We start from the raw sequence: 1,424 nt of genomic DNA, 5'->3' as shown, positions 1-1,424 counted from the left end.
GGCTTGTCTGGTTCCTGCAAGCAAGCCAGCCAAAAACGGCGAAACCGCATACGTCCAAACGTCTTTCCGGGTGCGTCGCTTCAACGGCTTAGCCATTATTCAGGGCGGACTAAGGGCTGTAATCGTGCGATCGCCGAGAAATTTGATCGGACGCAAGTCGCATGTTGGCTAACTGCGTTACGCATTGCGTTATTGTTTTAGCGGCCGTCGTTGAAGGCGCCTTTCAGTATGCCTTGCTCGTCCTTTGCCCCATCGATCTATTTTGACGACTCCGATCTCGATGCGCTCGCGCGTGAATTCAGCGAACGCATTCGCGCGGATTCGACTTTGCGCCCCGTTTTGGATCGGCTGGTTGGCAATCGCTGGGAAGATGCGGAGCTGGCGATCACCGACTTTCTGCACGCGAGCTTATTCTTGCAATCCCATCCGCAGATCGATGAAGACTGGCTCACTCGTGCGGCGCATGACCTGAACCTCGCGACGCTGGATCGGCTGGGTGATATTTTACTCGACTGCGCGCTGGTTGCGCTCCCGCTGCATAGCGCTGCCGTAATTGCTGAAATCAGCGATGCGCTGGCCTGCCTGCTTGGAGACGTAGTCTCCTTGGAGGATGCCGACCGAAAGCGACGTCTGCCGTATTTATATGATCGTTTGCGATCGGGAGCTCTGATGAATCGACTCTAACGTTGGAGCGTTTGAATGTAGGATGACAGCGATATAGCGTCCGTTACTTCATAATCTGCGATGATTACAGGCATCGCCTTTTCTAGATGGCGGCGGATTTGACAGAATGGGGATGCCGCCTCCGGGATCGGGCCACATATGCCTGCTCATCTCCAGTTGATCGTGAATAAGAAGCCGACGATGTTGCATACCTCTCCCTTCCACGGCCTCTCCGCCTTCCCGCTTACCCCGGCGAGCGAGCAGGGCCGGGTCGATACCGAGACACTTGCCCGCTTGCTGGAGCGCGTGCTTGACGCTGGCGTGGATTTGCTTGGCCTCCTCGGCTCGACAGGCATTTATGCCTACCTGACCCGAGAAGAGCGGCGGCGTGCCATCGCGGCGGCATCCGAATGCATGGGCGGACGGGTGCCGCTTATAGTCGGGATTGGAGCTCTGCGCACCGACCAGGCTCAGGAACTCGCGCGGGACGCAGAGGCCGAAAGAGCGGACGCGCTCCTCCTGGCACCCGTCTCTTACACGCCGCTCACGCAGGACGAGGCCTACGAGCATTTTCGTGCAATCGCCGCGGCGACCGACTTGCCACTATGCATCTACAACAACCCCAGCACCACCCACTTCAACTTCGGGACCAGGGCAATCGCATTTCAGAACAGGCTGAGCAGGCGAGAGAGGAATGCATTGTCCCAGCCTGCCCTTTGGAATTTCCCCTTCAAGGATTCCTTTGAGCCGTCCTTCTGCAT

At 57.7% G+C, this 1,424-nt stretch carries 2 protein-coding genes; both read left to right on the top strand.

All coding sequences use genetic code 11. The annotated features are described in order from the left end of the window. Nucleotides 1–210 precede the first annotated feature (210 nt). Nucleotides 211–684, top strand: coding sequence for a hypothetical protein (locus VQ042_RS25545; protein WP_331823042.1), 474 nt, complete (start codon nt 211–213; stop codon nt 682–684). A gap of 180 nt (nt 685–864) precedes the next feature. Continuing rightward, nucleotides 865–1,424, top strand: a 560-nt coding sequence (locus VQ042_RS25540) for a dihydrodipicolinate synthase family protein (RefSeq protein ID WP_331823043.1), incomplete at its 3' end; no start/stop codon positions are given.

The sequence above is a fragment of the Aurantimonas sp. A2-1-M11 genome (assembly GCF_036549475.1).
In the GTDB taxonomy this organism is placed as follows: domain Bacteria; phylum Pseudomonadota; class Alphaproteobacteria; order Rhizobiales; family Rhizobiaceae; genus Aurantimonas.
The sequence above is the reverse complement of the archived record's forward strand: the minus strand, read 5'-3'. Positions and strand labels throughout refer to the sequence as shown.